Source organism: Panacagrimonas perspica (assembly GCF_004364935.1).
Lineage (GTDB): Bacteria > Pseudomonadota > Gammaproteobacteria > Nevskiales > Nevskiaceae > Panacagrimonas > Panacagrimonas perspica.
Genome location: NZ_SOBT01000010.1, coordinates 129,453 through 145,370 on the forward strand (window position 1 = coordinate 129,453; position 15,918 = coordinate 145,370).

At 62.0% G+C, this 15,918-nt stretch carries 15 protein-coding genes; 14 read left to right on the forward strand and 1 reads right to left on the reverse strand.

Translation table 11 applies throughout. The features are described 5' to 3' along the window. Positions 1-21 precede the first annotated feature (21 nt). A complete protein-coding gene (locus tag DFR24_RS17340; protein ID WP_133883104.1) occupies positions 22-1,305 on the reverse strand; it encodes an NAD(P)/FAD-dependent oxidoreductase in 1,284 nt (427 codons plus the stop codon). A 242-nt stretch (positions 1,306-1,547) separates the two neighbouring features. Between DFR24_RS17340 and DFR24_RS17345 the strand changes: the two genes are divergently transcribed. From DFR24_RS17345 to DFR24_RS17410, 14 genes are all read left to right on the forward strand, one after another. Then, positions 1,548-2,846, forward strand: a complete 1,299-nt coding sequence (locus tag DFR24_RS17345; protein WP_133882690.1) for a sigma-54 interaction domain-containing protein — start codon at positions 1,548-1,550, stop codon at positions 2,844-2,846. 211 nt (positions 2,847-3,057) lie between these two features. Next, positions 3,058-3,474, forward strand: a complete 417-nt coding sequence (locus tag DFR24_RS17350; protein WP_133882691.1) for a DUF6632 domain-containing protein — start codon at positions 3,058-3,060, stop codon at positions 3,472-3,474. A gap of 2 nt (positions 3,475-3,476) precedes the next feature. Beyond that, a complete protein-coding gene (locus tag DFR24_RS17355; RefSeq protein WP_133882692.1) occupies positions 3,477-4,175 on the forward strand; it encodes an MBL fold metallo-hydrolase in 699 nt (232 codons plus the stop codon). A gap of 4 nt (positions 4,176-4,179) precedes the next feature. Beyond that, the gene (locus DFR24_RS17360) at positions 4,180-4,995 is read left to right on the forward strand and encodes a sulfite exporter TauE/SafE family protein (RefSeq protein WP_133882693.1); all 816 of its coding nucleotides are present in this window, start codon (positions 4,180-4,182) and stop codon (positions 4,993-4,995) included. Between the two features lie 280 nt (positions 4,996-5,275). Continuing rightward, on the forward strand, positions 5,276-6,520 hold the full coding sequence (locus DFR24_RS17365) for an OmpP1/FadL family transporter (RefSeq protein ID WP_133882694.1): 1,245 nt from the start codon (positions 5,276-5,278) through the stop codon (positions 6,518-6,520). A 68-nt stretch (positions 6,521-6,588) separates the two neighbouring features. Then, positions 6,589-7,938 carry a PAS domain-containing sensor histidine kinase gene (locus DFR24_RS17370; protein WP_133882695.1) on the forward strand — a complete coding sequence of 450 codons (1,350 nt, stop codon included), beginning with the start codon at positions 6,589-6,591 and terminating at the stop codon, positions 7,936-7,938. Continuing rightward, positions 7,935-8,546 carry a response regulator transcription factor gene (locus tag DFR24_RS17375; RefSeq protein ID WP_133882696.1) on the forward strand — a complete coding sequence of 204 codons (612 nt, stop codon included), beginning with the start codon at positions 7,935-7,937 and terminating at the stop codon, positions 8,544-8,546. The genes DFR24_RS17370 and DFR24_RS17375 overlap by 4 nt, the downstream gene beginning before the upstream one ends. 221 nt (positions 8,547-8,767) lie before the next feature. After that, the gene (locus DFR24_RS17380) at positions 8,768-9,274 is read left to right on the forward strand and encodes an OsmC family protein (RefSeq protein ID WP_211346627.1); all 507 of its coding nucleotides are present in this window, start codon (positions 8,768-8,770) and stop codon (positions 9,272-9,274) included. Between the two features lie 402 nt (positions 9,275-9,676). Continuing rightward, complete coding sequence (locus tag DFR24_RS17385; protein ID WP_210772546.1) at positions 9,677-10,930, forward strand: NADH:flavin oxidoreductase; 1,254 nt, start codon at positions 9,677-9,679, stop codon at positions 10,928-10,930. A 164-nt stretch (positions 10,931-11,094) separates the two neighbouring features. Beyond that, positions 11,095-12,423 carry a methanethiol oxidase gene (locus DFR24_RS17390; protein ID WP_210772547.1) on the forward strand — a complete coding sequence of 443 codons (1,329 nt, stop codon included), beginning with the start codon at positions 11,095-11,097 and terminating at the stop codon, positions 12,421-12,423. Then, complete coding sequence (locus DFR24_RS17395) at positions 12,423-13,100, forward strand: SCO family protein (RefSeq protein ID WP_133882698.1); 678 nt, start codon at positions 12,423-12,425, stop codon at positions 13,098-13,100. The genes DFR24_RS17390 and DFR24_RS17395 overlap by 1 nt, the downstream gene beginning before the upstream one ends. A 130-nt stretch (positions 13,101-13,230) precedes the next feature. Then, positions 13,231-14,244, forward strand: coding sequence for a cytochrome-c peroxidase (locus tag DFR24_RS17400; protein WP_162851290.1), 1,014 nt, complete (start codon positions 13,231-13,233; stop codon positions 14,242-14,244). Positions 14,245-14,371: 127 nt separating this feature from the next. Next, positions 14,372-15,289 carry a LysR substrate-binding domain-containing protein gene (locus DFR24_RS17405; protein ID WP_133882700.1) on the forward strand — a complete coding sequence of 306 codons (918 nt, stop codon included), beginning with the start codon at positions 14,372-14,374 and terminating at the stop codon, positions 15,287-15,289. 195 nt (positions 15,290-15,484) lie between these two features. Next, a complete protein-coding gene (locus DFR24_RS17410) occupies positions 15,485-15,703 on the forward strand; it encodes a tautomerase family protein (RefSeq protein WP_133882701.1) in 219 nt (72 codons plus the stop codon). The last annotated feature ends 215 nt before the right edge of the window (positions 15,704-15,918 follow it).

A 15,918-nucleotide genomic window follows, 5' to 3' on the forward strand; every position in this document is an offset into this window, starting at 1 on the left:
AAAATGCTCTCCTCATCGCCCCTAGGGATGTATTGCGGGTACCGCCTCCGGGAACGTCCGCGCGGCGTGCCAGTCCGGCCCGAGCGAGCCCTTGAGCATCTGCCAATACAACGACGGCAAATAGGATTTCTTCAGCCACCAATAAGCACGCCTGGGGACACGCGGGTCGATTGGGAAGCTGGGCGTCACGACTCCGTCGTACGCAAACTCGGCAAGCATGATGCGGCCCACCGACGTGGTGAGCGGGCACGAGGCGTATCCGTCGTATCGGGCCTGCAACTCGCTGCCCTCGCGAGCACTGAGGAGGTTGGCAGCGACCACCGGCGCCTGCGCGCGAACCGCCGCCGCAGTCTTGCTGTTGGGCGTGTTGGTGCAGTCTCCGAGACCGAAGACGTTGGAGAACTGCGTGTGTCGGAGGGTCTGCTTGTCCACGCTCACCCAGCCGGCGGCGTCCGCCAGCGGACTTCCCTTGAGTACCTCGGGCGCGGACTGCGGCGGAACCACATGGAGGAAATCGAACCCCGAATCCTCACGGGTCGTCTTGCCGTCAATGGTGACGTCGAATGTGGCTCGACGACGCAAGCCATCCACGGCGACCAGGTTGTGGCCGAATTTGGGCGTGATGCCGTACGACGCTACGACTTTGTCGAGTGCCTTGGCGTAGAAAGGCACACCGAAGATGGCGGCGCCGGGCGTGAAGAAGCTCATGTCCGCATTCAGCCCACGCGTCTTGAAACGGTCGGCCGCCATGTACAGGATTTTCTGCGGCGCGCCCGCGCACTTGATCGGCATGGCGGGCTGCGTGAAGAGTGCCCGGCCGCCTTGGAACTCGCGGATGCATTTCCACGTATACGGGGCGGTATCCGCTCGGTAGTTGCTCGAAACACCGTTCTTGCCCAAGGTCGCCTCGAGCCCCTCGATCTTGTGCCAATCGAGCTGGATGCCGAGCGCGACGACGAGCGATCCATAGGACACGCTGCTGCCGTCGTCGAGATCGACGCGATTCTCGGTCGGCGCAAATCCGATCGCACGGCGCTGGATCCACTTCACTCCCCGAGGAATGAACGACTGGGTCGGTCTGCGCGTCTTCTCGACATCGAAGGCGCCAGCGCCGACCAACGTCCACGCCGGCTGGTACCAATGGTCCTTCGAAGGTTCGATCACGGCGATGTCGAGCCCCGGCTGGCGCCGCTTCAACAACGACGCCACGGTCGTGCCCGCCGCGCCACCGCCGACGATCAGAACGTCGTGGAACGTCTTCGACGGACTGCTGTTCGAGGCAGGCGCATCCACTCCATTGGCCATCATCATCGAGTCTCCTTGCTGGGGTCCCGCGGCTACGCGGGTCGGCTTTTCGGTTCACCACTCAGGAAACATGCCGCCCTGCGCGAAAATCAAAACCTCATTGAAAGCGCGGGACAAAATGGATCCGCAGCGATTGTTGACGATTCGACGCGTGGCCGAACAGACTGCCAAGTGGCAGCGTTGGCAGTGTTGGCAGCGCCGCGTGCGACGCAGTGCCTCGCCGGGACGGATGGAGTCGTCCGATGACGGACAACGCTTTGCGCCTGTCAGCCCTGGTGTCCTACTTGGAGCACGACGCGACTCCGACAATCCTGCTCGATCCGGACTACAACATCCTTTCGGCCAACTCGGCGTACCAGGCGCGGTTTGGCGGGAACAAGGCCACGCACATTGGCCAGAAGTGCTACCGGGTGTCGCACCAGTACAGCGTGCCCTGCGATCAGGCGGGCGAACACTGTCCAATGAAACGCGCGTCGGAGACCAAGACCATCGACCGTGTCCTTCACATCCATCACACACCACGAGGGCCCGAGCACGTCGCCGTCGAACTGCGACCCATCCTCGACGATGCGTCGACGATCATCGCCTACGTCGAGCGCCTCTCCGAGGTCAGTGCGGTTTCAGCACAGCCGCGTGATGACGGCCTGGTCGGGCGCTCGGAGTCGTTCAACCTTGCGATTGCGGCGCTGCAGAGGGCCGCGCCGTCGCAGATTCCGGTACTGCTGCAGGGCGAGTCCGGGACAGGGAAGGAACTGTTCGCAACCGCCCTGCACCGCGCAAGCCCGCGAGCGCGCGGCCCCTTCGTGATCGTCGACTGCACGGGGCTCAGCGAGACGCTGTTCGAAAGCGAGATCTTCGGCCACGAGCGCGGATCGTTCACGGGGGCTTCAGCGCGCAAGGTCGGATTGGCGGAAACCGCCCACGGCGGAACCTTGTTCCTCGACGAGATCGGCGACGTGCCGCTACCCATGCAGGTGAAGCTTCTTCGCCTAATTGAATCCGGGACTTTTCGACGCGTCGGCGCCAACGAAACGCAGCACTCCGACTTCCGCCTGGTGGCGGCCACCCACAAGCCACTCGAGAAGATGGTCGAGCAGGGTCTCTTCCGCCAGGATCTCTACTATCGACTCAGCGGCTACCCGATCCATCTCCCCGCGCTTCGCGAGCGACAGGACGACATCGCGCTTCTCGCCGAGAGCCTGCTGAGGAGAATGGGGCCGGGCAGGCCGTCCGGTATTCATCCCGAGGCAATCAAGGCCATGAGGGCCTATCCCTTTCCCGGAAACATCCGCGAGCTGCGGAACATTCTCGAGCGTGCGCGGCTCTTCGTCGGCGACGGCGAGATCACCACTCGTGAACTTCCACTTGCTCTTCTCGAGCATGCGGCTGCCCCGCCGCGGGTCGCGCCGCCACCGGTGCCCGAGAACATGGCAGACGCGCTTTCCACCTTCAGCGGAACACGAAGCGAGCTCGCCAGGAAGCTGGGACTGAGCGAGCGCACGCTCTATCGACGCCTGCGTTCCAGCGACAAGAAGCCATGACAGCCTTGGCAGTCCATTCAACTGCCAACGACTGCCAATGTGGCAGCGCCACAAGGATCCACGGGTTGCGGCGCGTTGCCATCGCACTGCAAGTTTCTGATTCGAAAGCCATGCCGACAGTTTTGCGATTTGGCACGGCAAATGCGGTGAGGGCCGGGCGCCCCTTGTCGCATCGGCAGCCCGATGCGCTCATCAAAATGGAGACGGTCGTATGAAAGACGAGACACGAGAGAAATACCTGAAGGTGGCGTTGATGGTGTTTGGCCTGTTTCTGCTGGTCGGTCTATACCCGCTCATGAACTGGCTGTGGCCGGACGGCTGGGCGTGGGAACCGCGACAGACCGAGTACGAGCAGATGATTCAGGGCATCTACGCGACGATGGGAATCTTTCTGATCATCGCGTCGCGAAAGCCGCGTGAGCACCGGAGCCTCATCCAGTTCACGATCTGGTCGAGCGTTGTACATGCGGGAATCATGGCCGCCCAGGCAACGCATGATCATCATGAGCACGCGAACCTGATCGGTGACGTCCCTGCTCTGTTCGCCATGGCGGCCGTGCTCTGGTTTCTGCTCCCTAAGGGTGGCACCGCAGCGGCGATGCCGGACGGGGTCCGCAGGGCGACCTAGTCGTGATCTTCCGGCAATTGTTCGATTCGGTCTCGTCGACATACACGTACGTCCTGGCCTCCGGGCCGGGGCGTGCGGCCGCCATCATCGATCCGGTACGCGAGAAGATGGAGGACTACCTCGCCCTCTTCTCCGCGCTGGATCTGCAGCTGGCGTATGCACTGGACACGCACACGCACGCAGACCACATCACCGGCCTGGGCGCGCTTCGGGACGTCACGAACTGTACGACGTTGATGAGCGAGTTCACCAAGGCAGAGTGCGTTTCCCGTCGCCTCCGCGACGGCGAGCAGATCGAGTTCGATGGGCTCAGGCTGACGGCGCTCTACACGCCGGGGCATACCAGCGAGTCCTTCAGCTACGTGCTGGGCAGCGACACGCCGCGCGCCGTCTTCACCGGCGACGCGTTGCTGATTCGCGGCACCGGAAGAACCGACTTTCAGGGCGGAGATCCTGGGAAATCCTGGGACTCCATCGCGACGAAACTCTTCGCGCTTCCGGATGAAACCATCCTGTACCCCGGGCACGATTACAAAGGTTGGACCTCCTCCAGCATCGGCGAAGAGAAGAAAGCCAATCCGCGCATCGCAGGGAAGTCCAGGCAGGAATACATCGACATCATGAACGGGCTCAACCTGCCGAGTCCCAAGCTCATGGATGTCGCCATTCCAGCCAACCTGGCTTGCGGCCGTCCGCGATGACGCCATGCTCGTTCTCTTCGCGTTAGGAATCTGTATTGGACTGACGCTTGGGCTGACCGGTGCTGGAGGATCGATCATCGCCGTTCCCATCCTGATGTTCGGGATGGGCTGGACGGTGGCCCAAGCAGGTCCTGTCGCGCTGTTGGCAGTCGCCAGTTCCGCGGCGGTCGGCGCAATGATCGGATTGAGGCAGCGCCAGGTCCGCTATCGGGCCGCAATCTTGGTCGCTTCGTGCGGAGTCGTGGTCAGTCCAGCAGGGCTGATGACCGCCAAACACATACCGCCACACCTTCTGACAGTGGCGTTTGCGGCTCTGCTCGCGTGGGCGTCATTCACTGCCTTGAAGAAAAGCCGGGGATCCAGCCATGTCGGTGTCTCCGAGTCCGTCGGAGGCGACGGCGCATCGTGCCTGCGGGACGCTGCCACGGGGCGCTTCTGCTGGACCCGGAGCTGTGGTCAGGCCTTGGCGATCACCGGTGTGGGAGCAGGATTTTTGTCCGGACTCTTCGGGGTAGGTGGCGGCTTCTTCATCGTCCCGGCATTGCGCCGAATCACCGACTTGTCGATGAACGCGGTGATCGCCACATCGATGTTGATCATCGCGCTGGTCTCCTCCGGAGCGGCGATATCGGCCGCGCTGGCCGGTCGCCTGCCCCTCGACGTGGGCCTGCCTTTCGCGTTTGGCGCCGTATGCGGCATGGCCGGAGGGAGGATGGTTTCGGGGAAGGTGGATGGCGTGCTGCTGGCCCGCGGGTTCTCGGCGCTGTGTGGTGTGATCGCCGTCCTGCTGGTGGCCCGCGAGATCTACGCGTGGCGATGAATACCTATCTTTTTTTCATCAGGCTGATCCTCCTCGGCAAGCGCGGCATGTCGTTCGATCACGCGCAGCCACGACCACGCCCGACTCGAGGCCGTAGGCGTCACGGACCGCGCTTTGTTCGGCGGTGCTCCTGATTTACCCCGGCGGAGTCCGAGGTCCGCCTCTGGATCATCCCGATGCGTCACGGCCGATCGGTGTGCCAGTGTCGTCCTTCTACGCTGACTTCCGAGTTCCCTGCGCACCCTCAGCGTTATTCCATTTGTATATTCACTGACTCCACATGAAATCGATCCGCTTCGCGTTGATACCCATTGCCATGTCGTGTGCCGTCCCTTCTCACGCGACGATCGGGCTGTTCGAGCATGGGAACGGCGTGAAATCCCTCGGGATGGGCGGCGTGGGCTACAGCTTCGCAGAGGAATCGATGGGTCTGGCCGCCAATCCCGCTCACGCGCAGCTTCTTGGTAGCCGCTACGACCTGGGCGTCGACATGTTTATCGCCGAGGCGGTCGCGAGCCACCACGACAATGCGGCGGGACCAGATGCCGAGTTCAAATCCGACGGCCGGGAGTTCTATTACATCCCTCAGGCCGGCTTCGTGAAGCGCCTGTCCGATCGATGGGCCGTCGGAGCCACCATGCTTAGCGCCGGCCTGGGCGCCGACTATGACGGCAGTCCGTATGCGCGCTTCGGTGGCGCGGGCCGAACAAACCTGACCCTGGCGTCCTCCAGCCTGGCCACTGCACTGGCTTACCGGATCGCACCGACCCACACCGCGGGAATCGGGATCAACTTGGGCTACCAGGTGCTCGCCGCGAAGGGCCTGGAATTCCTTGCCAACTCGGATTCGTCGGTCGCACCCTCGCACGTGACGAATCAGGGCAAGGATGGCGCGTTCAACGTCGGACTCTCGGCGGGATGGCATGCGCAATTCAATCCATGGCTGGCGGCAGGGCTTGGGTATCGAAGCAAGAACATGACCGAGCGACACAAGGACTATCGCGGCTTGGTTGCCGAGGGCGGAAGGCTCGAGCTACCCGCGATTTTCGGCGGCGGGATCACACTCACGCCACGCGCCGACTGGACGATCTCCATGGAGGCCCAGCGTTTCGATTACCGCAAGCAGCGGGCATTCCGAAACGGGCTGTCCCGATTCACAGAGGCCAAGCTCGGGTCCGATACCGGCCCGGGGTTCGGATACAACGACCAGGAGGCTTACAAGTTCGGGGTCCGGTGGCAGGCTCATCCTCGGCTTGCGATCCGTGCCGGCTACGTGCACGCCACCCAGGTCATCGATGAATCGGAAACTTTCTTCGCACCTCTCGGGCCGCTGACGCCCACCGACCACTACACCGCCGGTGCCACGTGGAGCGTGGCGGGCTGGGAACTGAGTGGCTACGGTTTTGACGCCGGCAAAAAGACCGTCCGCGGGCGTGGCTCGATCCCGGACGCGCTGGGCGGTGGCGAGGCTGACATCTCGAACAAGATGTTCGGATTCGGGGTCGCGATCGGCAGGCGCCTTTGAGGACGCCCGGCTCTCGAACTGGGACGATTACCAGTTGACACCGGAGACGTGCGGGGCGAGCGTCTACGGTGTTCGCCAGCCTTTCGAGAAATACAGCCATGGATCCTGAGCCATCGCATCAGCTTGCCGCCTGGCTCGCCGGCGGCCAGATCACCGCTTCGGTATGGGTATTGATCAGCCTGGTTCTGCTGATGGTAGTAGCAGGCCTGCTCGTGCTCTCGGTCATCCTCTGGCGGCAACTCCTTTCGACGCAGGGACGGCTCTGGAAGGAGTGGAGTGCACGTGCGGAAGTCGAGCGCGCGCTGTCGGACAAGGAGCAGCGTCTGCAGACGATCTTCGAGTCGCAGCTGGAGTGCGTGAAGCTGCACGATGCGAACGGAACCATCTTGACGATGAATCAGGCGGGTATCGCCCGTCTTGGCGCCCGGTGCGCAGCACAGGTCGTCGGCACATCCGTGTACAGCTTCATTGCGCCGGAGCATCACGAGCGGTACCAGACCCTGTCCGCATCCGTGTTCCAGGGCAATTCCGACTCGATGGAGTTCCGGCTCTGCTGCGCCGCAGGGAACCAGCGACTCTTCGAAACACATGTCGTTCCGATGCGCGATTCGAGCGGCACCATCCTGGCCGCACTGGCCTTGACGCGCGACATCACGGATCGGCGGAATGCCGAAGAGCGGGCGCAGCGTCATCTTTCGGATCTGGCGCGGGTGGCGCGCATCACCTCGATGGGTGAAATGGCGTCCGGCCTCGCTCACGAACTCAACCAGCCCCTCGCTGCCATCGTCAATTACGCTTCGGCTGCGTTGCGGGTGATGCGAACTTCACCAGAGAAGATGGCAAGCGCCATCGATTCGCTCGAAGCCATTACCGAAGAGGGACAGCGCGCAGGCCAGATCATCCGCAACGTGCGCGACCTGGTTAGTCGGACGGAGCCCACGAAGGCGCCAGTCGATGTGAACGAGATCGTCCGGATGATGGTGCTGCTCGCCAAGCCCGAAGCGGCCCGGCACGGAGTTGCGATCCGAATGCAGCTGGGCGCGGGCACCGGCGTCGTTCACGCCAGCAAGATCGAACTCGAGCAGGTCGTCTTCAATCTGCTTCGCAACGCCGTCGAGGCAATGGGGTATCCCGAGTCCATCGGCCAACCGGCGGTGATCATTTCCACGCGACGGACCCCCGTCGGCAGCGTCGAGGTCGAGGTCGAGGATTGCGGCCCCGGCATCGCGGATGACGACATCGACCAGGTGTTCGATCCGTTTTTCACCACGAAAGTCGACGGGATGGGGATGGGGCTTTCGATCAGCCGCTCGATCATCGAGGCCCACGACGGCCGCCTCTACGTGCGGCCGAACGCGGACAAGGGCGTCACCTTCGGATTCACGCTGCCGCAGTCGGAAGTGCGGTTGGCAGCGTGAGACCGGTATGCGTCATCGATGACGATGAAGGAGTAGCAAGATCGCTGCGTGCGCTCTTGTCATCCGTCGGCATCGAGGCGACGAGGTATGCCTCGCCGGAAGCGTTCCTCACGAGTGCCAATCCCGCGGATTTCGGATGCCTGGTGCTGGACGTGCGGATGCCAGGGATGAGTGGCATCGATCTCTACGAACTCCTGCGCTCGCGTGGCTTGAACATTCCCGCCGTCTTTATCACCGGCCATGGGGACGTGCGGACCGCCGTTCGTGCCGTCAAGGCCGGCGCGATCGATTTCATCGAAAAGCCTTTCCGCGACCAGGAACTCCTGGACTGCGTCCAGAAGGCACTGGCCAGGGACGTCGAACGTCGTGCGGGCACGGACGACTCCGCGGTCACCGAAGAACGCGTGAAGACGCTGACGGCGCGGGAAAAGGAAGTGCTGGACTTGGTGGTGGCGGGACAGTCCAGCAAGGTGATCGCCAGGCAGCTGCATATCAGCCCCAAGACCGTGGAATTCCACCGGGCCCGCGTGATGGAGAAGATGCACGCGCGATCCGTTCTCGACCTGGTTCGGCTGCTGCTCACCGCGCGGCCTTCGACGCCGTCCTGAGGCGCTGCACCCCAAGTTGCTGCGCGCGTGACTAGGGGATCTACCGGCCGCTACGGGTGATGCCCCTAGTCGTACCGATGACGCAACCGAGTTGTTCGCATCGACCACGGCCTCGACACTTTTGGCAGTTTCAGGGCGTGCATTTTCGGACCCTGATCTTTCCACTAATTGCTCAGGGGGCCCCAATGGTCATGTCCGCGATTGGCAACAAGATTCAAACGATGACGACAACTCTTCAGAAGAATCCGGGAGTCGCCGCCAAGGTGGTCTACAAAGCCCAGACGCGCCTTCTGGAAGGTACGCGGAGCACACAATGCGGCGTTTCGGTCCGCAAGCACACCGCGCTCCTCGTCGACGAGCCCGCCGAGCTGGCAGGAGCCGACACCGGCCCGAATCCGGTAGAGCTTCTCTTGGCCTCGCTGGGAACCTGCCAGGAGATCACCTACTGCCTGTTCGCCAACGTGATGGGTATCGAACTGGACTCAGTGACGGTAGATTTGAAGGGGCAGATGGACGTGCGCGGACTGTTCGGCATCGACGAATCGATCCCCCCGGGCTTCCAGAAAATCACCTTCGAAACCCGAATCGTCAGCAATGCCGACGCCGAAGACATCCAGAAACTCATCCGGCTCGTCGAATCCCGCTGCCCTGTGATGGACACGATCCATCGCCCTGTGGACGTCTCCGGCAGCGCGTTCCTAAACGGCGAGGCAATAAGCGCGGCGTGATTGAGGGCGGCGCAGAAATCCTGCGCCGTAGAGGCGACCAACGCACGGTGCCTAGTAGAGACCCTAGGTATCACTGAGTCGCGTCCGGGTACCTCGGACCAGCCCGGTTTGAAAGCATCCGTTACATCGGCTTGCCCACGGGCCGGCGATGAGTCGCACCAAAATAACTAAAGGAGATCCCCCATGCAGCGCTATGCAGTCGGACGCGCGATTCCGTCCCCAGCCTGATCTGTCCACTCGCATCGCGAACGCCTGTCAAGGGCTCGCGGTGGCTGATTCACTCGGCCATGCGCCGATTTCTACGACGGACTGCGACTGCTTCTAAGTAGGTAACCGCTGCCGTCGTGAACTAGTCAACACAGACTTTCCAGCCGTCTAACAATTTCCAACCGAGAGTTCGAAATGATCAGCGAGAAAGAAACCGTCACGATGACGAAGCCGTCAAAGTGGAAAGAGCTCAGCTCCCCCATCACGATGCGTGGGGTGACGTTCAAGAACCGGATGATGCGCTCCGGCATGTACGAGGGTATGGCGACCGAACGCGGCATGGTGACGGCCGACCTCGAATCCTGGATTGCGCGCCAAGCCGCCGGTGGTGCCGGCTGCATCTTCCCGGGCTATAGCAACGTTGCTCTGCCCCGCTGCATGCCGTTCCAGACGGGTTCCTACAGCGACAGCCACATCCCCGGGCTGAAGAAGCTGGCCGACATCATTCACTCGTACGGCGCCGTAGCCGGCCTGCAGCTGGCGGCCGCCGGACGCCAGGCCAATCCCAACCTGTTCTTCTCCGATGCGGAGGCCGTGATGGGCCCGTCGGCAATGGGACCGAGCCCGATGTACGCGGCCGCGTGCCGTGAGATGACCGAAGCCGAGATCTGGAAAGCGATCGAGGACACCGCAGCCGCGGCAGTGAGGGCGAAGAAGGCCGGCTTCGATGTCGTCCTGCCCAACGCCGCCCACGGCTACCTGCTCGCGCAGTTCCTGTCACCACACACCAACAAGCGAACTGACGCGTGGGGTGGTTCGCCGGAAAAGCGTTTTAAGTTCTTCGACGAAGTTTTCCGTGCCGTCAGGAAAGCGGTAGGCCCGGACATGCTGGTCTGGACCAAGATCTCCGTTGATGAGCCATGGGACGACGGGATCAATCTGGACGAAGCACGAATTTTCATTCCCGAAGTGGCAAAGCTGGTGGATGCGATCGAGATCAGCGGTGGAACGATCGTCGACAACGTCTTCATGATGACCCGGGGCGAGATCCCGATCGGAACCCTGAAGAAAGGCATCGGTAGTTCGGTGGGCGGTATTTCCGCCGGCCTCATCGACGCGCTTTATGGCATGCGGGATTCCGTCAAATTCGAGGAAGCGTACTGGTACAAGCATGCGGTCGCCCTGAAGCCTCTCTGTGGCGACACGCCTCTGATCCTCACGGGCGGGCACAAATATCCCGCGACCATGAATCAGATCGTCAAGGAGGGCACGGCCGACATGCTTTCCCTGGCAAGAGTACTGGCTGCGGAGCCCAACTTCCCTAACGAAGTTCTCGAGGGAAGAGAAGACCCTGGCAAGTGCTCGAACTGCAACAAGTGCTTGGTCGAAGTGGTACTGGGCAACAAGCTGAGGTGTTTCCTGCCGGATCCGGGATACAGCTTCAACTGACCTCGCGCTGTTCCACACCCCAGAACGAATGTCGCCTCGAATCTGCAATAGCAGACGGGGCGACAGGATGACGACTCGAAGCGCCCATTGCCGTAGCCAGTTTTGCACGCACCCATGAACCGCCGACGGAAACTCGCCGGCAGATCAGAACCGAGGAGTTTGAAATGAAAACATTGAAGCAATGTTTCACCGCAGCTGCGACAGCCGCGATGCTCGTCACTGGCCTCGGCCAACCGGCAGTCGCCGACGAGACCTGCAACTCGCCGTACATGTCTCGCCTGATCAAGGGCCAGGAGCAATTCCTGCACGTCTGGACCCTTGGAGTAAAAGGCATGGGCGACGGGTCGGACAAGCTCGTCACCGTCGATTCCGATCCCAAGAGCAAGACCTATGGAAAGGTCATCCACTCCTTGTCTGTCGGCGGGCGCGGCGAGGCGCATCACGTTGGATTTTCCGATGACCGGAAGTTCATCTGGGCGGGTCGTCTCGACGACAGCAAGATCTTCATCATCGACGTGGGCACGGATCCGGCGAAGCCGAAGGTCGTCAAGACCATCACGGATTTCGCAGCAAAGACGGGGTATGTTGGTCCACATACTTACTACGCCATGCCGGGAAGGATGCTGATCCAGGCCCTGTCCAACACGAAGGATCACAGCGGCGTCAGCGGTCTGGCGATGTATAGCAACGCAGGCGAGCTGATCGAGACGTACCCGATGCCCAAGGATCAGGCCGATATCGGCGGAGGCGATGGCTACGCCTACGACATCGCAATCAACGCGCGCAAGAACGTGTTGTTGACCTCCAGCTTCACCGGCTGGACCAACTACATGATGGACTTCAGCAAGGTGCTGGCCGACCCGGCTGCAATGAAGAACTTCGGGAACACCATGGTGATCTGGGACCTGAAGGCGATGAAGCCGAAGAAGGTGCTGGACGTGCCCGGCGCGCCGCTCGAGATTCGGTGGAATCTAGCCGAAGGCCAGGACTGGGCAATCACGTCGACGGCGTTGACGTCGAAGCTGTGGCTGGTCAAAGAAGATGCGAAGGGCGAGTGGCAGGCCAAGGACGTCGGAAATATCGGCGACCCGTCCAAGGTTCCTTTCCCGGTCGACATCTCGATCAATGCGGATGGCAAGGGTCTGTGGGTCAACACCTTCTCTGACGGCACCGCTCGCTTCTATGACATGACCAACCCTGAGAAGCCGAAGCAGGTCTACGAGAAGGTCATCGGCAAGCAGCTCAACATGGTCTCGCAGAGCTGGGACGGCAAGCGCGTGTACTTCACGTCCTCGATCTTCAGCCTATGGGACAAGAAGGGCGCCGACGACGAGCAGTTCCTGAAGGCCTACGACTGGGACGGCAAGGAACTCACGAAGAAGTTCGAACTGGACTTCTACGCACTCAAGCTTGGCCGCGCTCATCACATGAAGTTCAGTGCCAAGAGCGACGTCGCGTCCTCCGACGCGTCGCTGCTGACTTCGCGCCGATAATGAGCTGGAAGGGCGCACTGCCTGTAGCCGCATTGCTTGCGGCGGTATGTAGTGCGCCCTGCGTCACTTTTGCGCAGGTCGTCCCCAGCCCCCCAGTGCAGGATTTCGTGCCACCGGCGGTAGGGACTTACCGCCTGCCGCCGATTCAAAAAGCGACGGACGGGTGGGTGCTCGACGGCAATTATTTTCCGAGGCGCCTGTCGAGCTACACGCACGACGCGGTGACCCTGCTCACCTTCATCTACACGTACTGCTCAGATCCGATCGGGTGTCCTCTGGCGTACGCCACGCTCGACGGAGTCAAACAGGGCGTGCTCCGCGACGCTGCACTGAAGGGCCGCGTCCGGCTGGTGAGCCTGTCGTTCGACCCTACGAATGACACGCCTGACGCGATGCGCATCTACGGCGGGCAGAACGCACGTGACGAGACCGTACCGTGGAAGTTTCTCACCACGTACTCGATGTGGACGCTGAAGCCGATCCTGGACGGATATGGGCAGGATGTGGACGTGCTCTACGATGGGGAAGGCAAAGCAACGCGAGCGCGTGCCCACATGCTGAAGATGTTCCTGATCGATCCGCGGGGCGTCGTGCGAGAAGTCTATAGCGCGGCGTTTCTGCACCCGGACGTCATCCTCAACGACCTCAGGACCATCGCGGCGGAAACGAGACCCTAGCGTGGGTCTCCTCGGACGACTTCCGACGCAACCCTGGCGAGCGCTCGCTGCCGCTCTGGCTTTCGCGTTTGCCGCATGTCTTCCGGCTCATGGGGAAGCGGCAGAAGACGCCGCCGCGGAGTGGCTTGGCTTGCCCGCGCTGCCCTATCCCGCCGCGTCGGAATCGCTTCGTGAACTCGGTCGGCGCCTGTTCTTCGAGCGCCGGCTCTCGTTCAACAATGCGATGTCCTGTGCGATCTGCCACGTGCCGGAAGAGGGTTTTGGCACGCACACGTCGCGTACAGCCGTCGGACTGGAGGGACACCTGCTGCCGCGCAATGCGCCGACCTTGCTTAACATCGCGTGGCGACCCCGCTTGTTCCATGACGGCCGTGAAAGCTCACTCGCGGACCAAGCCTGGCTGCCCCTGCTGAATCCGCTCGAAATGGGCAACCCGTCCATCTCGCATGTCCTGGAGATGCTGGGCGCTGACCCGGAGTATCAGAAAGCGTTTCAGGCGATCTTCGGCAGCAAGCAGCCCACGATGTCGCAAGTCGGTGAGGCTCTTCAGGCTTTCGAGCGATCGCTGGTGGCGGCAGGGTCCCGATTCGATCTGTGGAAATACCGCGGGCAAGCGTCGGCACTGACTCCCGTCGAGCGAACCGGCTTCGATCTCTTCCAGGGAAAGGCACTGTGCTCGTCGTGTCACGTCGTCGGCAAAGACGACGCTGTCTTCACTGACGATCGATACCACGTCACCGGTGCGTTTCTCCGAGAAGCGTCGCCTGCCGCCGCGGGATCCAGCTCTGACGAGATGGCGACGTCGCCCGTCGAAATCGAATTAGCGGCATTCGTACAGGCGGTGCGTTCCGATCTGGGTCGATATGAAATCACGATGGACCCTGCGGATCGCTACGCCTTTCGTACTGCCAGTCTGCGTAACGTCGAGCTGACGGCGCCTTACATGCACGATGGCTCGCTGCTCACGTTGGAAGCGGTCGTTGAATACTACGATCGGGGCGGAGACGCCGTGCCGAACAAGAGTCCACTGATCCGACCGCTTCACCTGACGGCCGAAGAGCGGGCGGCTTTAGTGGCTTTCCTGAAGACTTTGTCGTCGCCTGCAGCTGCTGCACTTCCCACCAGGCTCCGCGCGATTCCTTAGCATCAGCGCTGACGATCCTGCGGTGCAAAAGAAAATGCACGCTCGCAGTCCGCATCCGCGTTTCACGTATGCGTTCCATGAGCAATGAGATGCGTGGGGCCCCATTTCTGCCAGGAGGAGTTCGGCCATGAGAAGGCTGTCGATGCTGCGGTCGATCCAGGCCTTCGAAGCAGCGGCCCGGCATGGGAACTTCGGCAAGGCCGCTGAAGAGCTGGGCGTAACGCCAGCGGCCGTCGGTCAACACGTGAGAGCGCTGGAATCCTGGACCGGCACGAAGCTCTTCAAGCGACAAGGTTCGGGATCGAATCGTCTGACGCTCACGGAGCGCGGTGCGGTGGCGCTGGTTGATTTCAAAGCCGGGCTCGACCGGGTGGCGATGGGGCTGGAAGGGCTTCGGACCAACGACCCATCGAGGCCGCTCGTCGTCACCGCGTCCCATTCATTTGTAAGTTGCTGGTTACTCCCGCGACTCCCATCTTTCTCGGCTCGACACCCGGAAATCGAACTGAGGCTCGAGGTGAACGACGGGCTCGTCGACATCGAAGGGGGTGACGCCGACGTCGGTCTGCGGTTCGGGGGCGGGACCTGGGACGGCCTCGTTGCCCAAAAGCTGATGGAAGAGGAAGTGTTCCCGGTTTGCAGCCCGGCGTGGGCAAAGAGATTCGAAGAGGTGCAACTCGAGGAGGTCTTTTCCTCCTCGGTTCTGATCCAGGATAAGTCGATCCCGCACCTGAAGATCTTTCCAACTTGGGAAGAATGGCTGGCCAAGATCGGCGCTCGTCCGGGACCCTCGGAGAAGCGCCTGGAGATCAACTCATCCGCGACCGTCATCCAGGCGGCCGTGGGTAGCCAAGGCATCGCTTTGGCGCGACGTGCTTTCGTCGAAAGCGAATTGAGCACCGGCCGGCTGGTGCGCCTTGCCGGCAACGTGACGTGGGCGTTGGGTTGGAGCTATTACGTGGTCCACCGGCCTGAGGACGCCCTTCGCGAAGCCGTGCGAGCTTTCGTCTCCTGGGCGGAAGAGGCCGCCCGCCGTGGAATCTAGTTGCCTTTGCCGATGAGGGCGGCGAAGAAAAACTATTCACCGCCCCAGGATAAATGCGTCGACCGCGCGATGGCTCGGGGAAATACTCCGAATGCACCCCGGACGCTTCCATGCCGCGGGGCTCCGAGCCGACAAATAGTCGATCGACTATTCAATCCCCGGAAACGTCAATCCACGTCATAGCAGGAGCACATCATGCCGCTCGTAGTCATCAAGGGAATCGAAGGCGTTTTCAGCGCCGCACAGAAGCAGGAAGTGATCAAGAAGATCACGGACACGATGGTCTCGGTCGAAGGTGAGCGCATGCGCGCCATCACCTGGGTGCTGTTCGAGGAAGTGAAGAGTGGCGACTGGGGCATCGGCGGCAAGTGCTTCACGGCCGAAGACGTCAAGAAGGTCCAGGCGGGCGGCTGAGGACATCGGCGCGCTCCGGCGCGCCAAGTTCTGTCAGAACCCAGCCCAGCGCATCGCGGGATGCGGACATCCCGCGATGCGAAGCCAGGGAGCAGGATCGATCGGCCCGCACGCCCCGCATCACCCGAACATCGAGGTTCTCGCTTTCGTTTCATTCGGCGGCTTCATCGACAGTTGGAAGACCCGCCAGTCCACGTCACAGCTACCCAACTTTC

Coding starts and splice junctions, on each gene's coding strand:
- DFR24_RS17385 (WP_210772546.1), top strand. CDS start 9,677: ATGATCAGCGAGAAAGAAACCGTCACGATGACGAAGCCGTCAAAGTGG.
- DFR24_RS17360 (WP_133882693.1), top strand. CDS start 4,180: ATGCTCGTTCTCTTCGCGTTAGGAATCTGTATTGGACTGACGCTTGGG.
- DFR24_RS17405 (WP_133882700.1), top strand. CDS start 14,372: ATGAGAAGGCTGTCGATGCTGCGGTCGATCCAGGCCTTCGAAGCAGCG.
- DFR24_RS17390 (WP_210772547.1), top strand. CDS start 11,095: ATGAAAACATTGAAGCAATGTTTCACCGCAGCTGCGACAGCCGCGATG.
- DFR24_RS17410 (WP_133882701.1), top strand. CDS start 15,485: ATGCCGCTCGTAGTCATCAAGGGAATCGAAGGCGTTTTCAGCGCCGCA.
- DFR24_RS17395 (WP_133882698.1), top strand. CDS start 12,423: ATGAGCTGGAAGGGCGCACTGCCTGTAGCCGCATTGCTTGCGGCGGTA.
- DFR24_RS17365 (WP_133882694.1), top strand. CDS start 5,276: ATGAAATCGATCCGCTTCGCGTTGATACCCATTGCCATGTCGTGTGCC.
- DFR24_RS17380 (WP_211346627.1), top strand. CDS start 8,768: ATGACGACAACTCTTCAGAAGAATCCGGGAGTCGCCGCCAAGGTGGTC.
- DFR24_RS17350 (WP_133882691.1), top strand. CDS start 3,058: ATGAAAGACGAGACACGAGAGAAATACCTGAAGGTGGCGTTGATGGTG.
- DFR24_RS17345 (WP_133882690.1), top strand. CDS start 1,548: ATGACGGACAACGCTTTGCGCCTGTCAGCCCTGGTGTCCTACTTGGAG.
- DFR24_RS17340 (WP_133883104.1), bottom strand. CDS start 1,305: ATGGCCAATGGAGTGGATGCGCCTGCCTCGAACAGCAGTCCGTCGAAG.